The 2,936-nt window shown below is 72.9% G+C and carries 3 protein-coding genes; 2 read left to right on the top strand and 1 reads right to left on the bottom strand.

What is annotated here, in order from left to right:
• Positions 1-52: 52 nt before the first annotated feature.
• The gene (locus AC08OU_RS21380; protein WP_476601865.1) at positions 53-691 is read right to left on the bottom strand and encodes a dTMP kinase; all 639 of its coding nucleotides are present in this window, start codon (positions 689-691) and stop codon (positions 53-55) included.
• A 216-nt stretch (positions 692-907) separates the two neighbouring features.
• Between AC08OU_RS21380 and AC08OU_RS21375 the strand changes: the two genes are divergently transcribed.
• The gene (locus AC08OU_RS21375) at positions 908-2,278 is read left to right on the top strand and encodes a sensor histidine kinase (protein WP_476601866.1); all 1,371 of its coding nucleotides are present in this window, start codon (positions 908-910) and stop codon (positions 2,276-2,278) included.
• Positions 2,275-2,919, top strand: a complete 645-nt coding sequence (locus tag AC08OU_RS21370; RefSeq protein WP_476601867.1) for a response regulator — start codon at positions 2,275-2,277, stop codon at positions 2,917-2,919. Before AC08OU_RS21375 ends, AC08OU_RS21370 begins: the two co-directional genes overlap by 4 nt.
• The last annotated feature ends 17 nt before the right edge of the window (positions 2,920-2,936 follow it).

Below are 2,936 nucleotides of genomic sequence, written 5' to 3'. Positions count from 1 at the left end.
CATAACCCAGAAATCCGGAAAATCCGGGATGGTCTCACTGCCCGTAGCGTCCCTACCGGGTGGTGAGGTGTTCGCAGATCGTGTCGACACCGGTCTCCCGGTCCACCACCAGCCACGGGGAGACCCAGCTCCGGGCCGCCAACTCCTCGTACATCCGCGCGCACCGCTCCTGCAGCCCGTCGTCGGACTCGAAGGTGTCCAGCGCCCGGCCTCGGTCGGCCCCGGCGCGGGCGAGCGTACCCGCCCGCGCCGTCCCCACCGGGATCCGCAGCAGGACCTGGAGATCGGGCACCGGCAGCGCGAGCGCGCCGAGTTCCAGCTCGGCGATCCAGGCGGGAAAGCTCTCCCGCTCGGTGGCCGGCAGCCGCGCCGCGCCGTACGCCGCGTTCGACGCCACGTAACGATCGATGATCACCAGATCATGCGTGCGGACGAGGGCGTCGAGTTCGGGACGGGAGTTGGCCCGGTCGAGCGCGAACATCATCGCGCTCGCCCGGGGAGAGGCCGCGAGCGGCGCGAGCCGCGGATCGCCGGCCAGCAAGCCGCGCACCGCCGGGCCGAGAGGCTCGGTCGCATAGCGGGGATAGGCGAGCGTCGCGACGCTGCGGCCGGCGGCGGTGAGGCGAGCGACCAGCCGCCCGGTTAGCGTGTTCTTGCCCGCGCCGTCGACGCCTTCGATCGCGAGGATCACCCGCCTGGCACCTCCCCGCCACCGGCCGTCGTGAGCCCTTAGGCCGCAGCGTAACCGTAACAAGGACACAGCCCGTAACAAGGACACCACAAGGACACGTCGAAACCGATCGACCACCGGCCGGGCGCTTCCTCCTCCCGGCTGCGTCCCGGCCCGTACGCGGGATACGTCCAGTGGCGGATGTCGGCACGACGGCGGCTCGCTACCGTCGGAGAGATGGAGGCCAGGCGCGGCATCTTCCCGGTGATCGGTGACGTCCTGTTCACCGCATTCACCGCGGCGGCGTTGCTCCGCGGTTCCGGGGAGGCGGGTGCCGACCAGGTGCCCCCCTCCCGGCCGTTGGATGCCTTCGCCTACGTGCTGCTCGCCCTGCTGGCCGCCGCCATCCCCCTGCGCCGCCGGGCCCCGTTGGCCATGCTCGTGGCCACGAGCCTGCTCCTCGGCGGCTACCTCGGCGCCGGCTACCCGCGCGGCCCCGCGTTCTTTCCCGTGATCGTGGCCGGGCTCGCGGTCGGGCTGCGCCACGACCAGCGGACGACGAGCCGAGCCGTGGGGGTCTGCGTTCTACTGATCTTCCTCGGCTCGGTCGTCGCGCTGCTGCGGGGATACGCCGACGGCGGCTGGAAGTTCGCCATCGCGATAATCGGGACGGCCGCATCCTGCACCGTTCCCGCGTTCGTGGGCGCCCTGATCAGACTCAACCGCATCGCCTCTGCGCAGGCCAAGGAGGAGGCGACCCGCCGCCGGATCGAACAGGAACGGCTGCGGATGGCTCGCGAGGTTCACGATGTCGTGGGCCACAGCCTGTCCATTATCTCCCTGCAGGCCGCGGTGGCGCTGCATGTGCTGGACCGGCGTCCCGAGCAGGCCCAGGTGGCCCTGGAGGCCATCCGCCGGACGAGCGTCGACGCGCTGGACGAGCTGCGGGCCACCCTGGCGCTCACCCGGGCCGGCCGGCGGGCGGACCCGGCCGCGGACGACGTCACCGCCGCCGCTGCCAATGCCACCACTGCCACCGCTGCTGCTGCCACCACCGCTGCTGCCGCTGCCACGTCCTCGACGGATACCCCGGAGGGGACCGGCAGGGCCCGCGAGGCGCATGACGAGCCGCCCAGAACCCCGTTGACGGGACTCGGCCGACTCCCGAGCCTGCTGCGCGAGGTCCGGCTCTGCGGGGTGCCCGTCGAGCTCGTCACGCAGGGAGACTCCCGGGATCTCACGGGCCTGCCGGCGGACCTCGATCTGGCGGCCTACCGCATCATTCAGGAGTCGCTGACCAACGTGCTCCGGCACGGGGAGCCGAACGGAGTACGAGTGCGCGTCACCATGGGGATCATCGGCGGCCGGCTCGTCGTCGACGTCACCGACCAGCCGGGCACGGCCGCGCCCCCGCCGCTCCCCGGCGAGCCGCACGGCTGGCCGACCTCGACCGGCCACGGGCTCACCGGGCTGCGGGAGCGGGCCGCGGAGTTCGGCGGAAGCCTCACCGCCGGACCGGTCCAGGCCGGCGGTTGGCAGGTCCGGGCCGAGCTTCCGGTGCACACCGGCGGCGGCCGGACGCTCCCCGGCCGGGTGACGCGCTCGTGATCCGGGTGGCGGTGGCCGACGACCAGCCGCTGGTGCGGCTCGGGCTGCGGGTACTCATCGAGACCGAGGACGATCTGGAGCTCGTCGGCGAGGCCGAGGACGGCCGGGCCGCGGTCGAGCTCGTCCGCGCCACCCGACCCGACGTCGTGCTGCTCGACATCCGCATGCCGGTTCTCGACGGGCTGGCGGCGCTGCGGACGATCGTCGAGGATCCCGGCCTGGCCGCCACCCGGGTCGTCATGGTCACCACCTTTGAGCTGGACGAATACGTCTTCGAGGCGTTGCGGGGCGGCGCCTCGGGCTTCGTGCTCAAGGACACCGAGCCCGCCGACCTGCTGCGGGCGATCCGGGTCGTCGCCGCGGGCGAGTCCCTGCTCTCCCCGACGGTGACCCGGCTCGTCATCGAGGCCTTCGCCCGCCGGCCAGCCGCCGTCGCCGCCCCGGACCTGCGCGGGCTAACCGTGCGGGAACGCGAGGTGATGAGCCTCGTCGGCCACGGGCTGTCCAACGACGAGATCGCCGCCCAACTGGTGATCAGTCCGGCGACGGCCCGCACCCACGTGAGCCGGGTGATGGTGAAACTGGCGGCGCGGGACCGAGCCCAGCTCGCCGTCCTGGCCCACCAGGCCGGCCTCGTCTGAGCCGGCTGGGCGTACCC

The sequence above is a fragment of the Frankia sp. CcMO1 genome, assembly GCF_977945845.1.
Note: the sequence above shows the minus strand (reverse complement) of the source record. Positions and strands in the feature narration are given on the sequence as shown.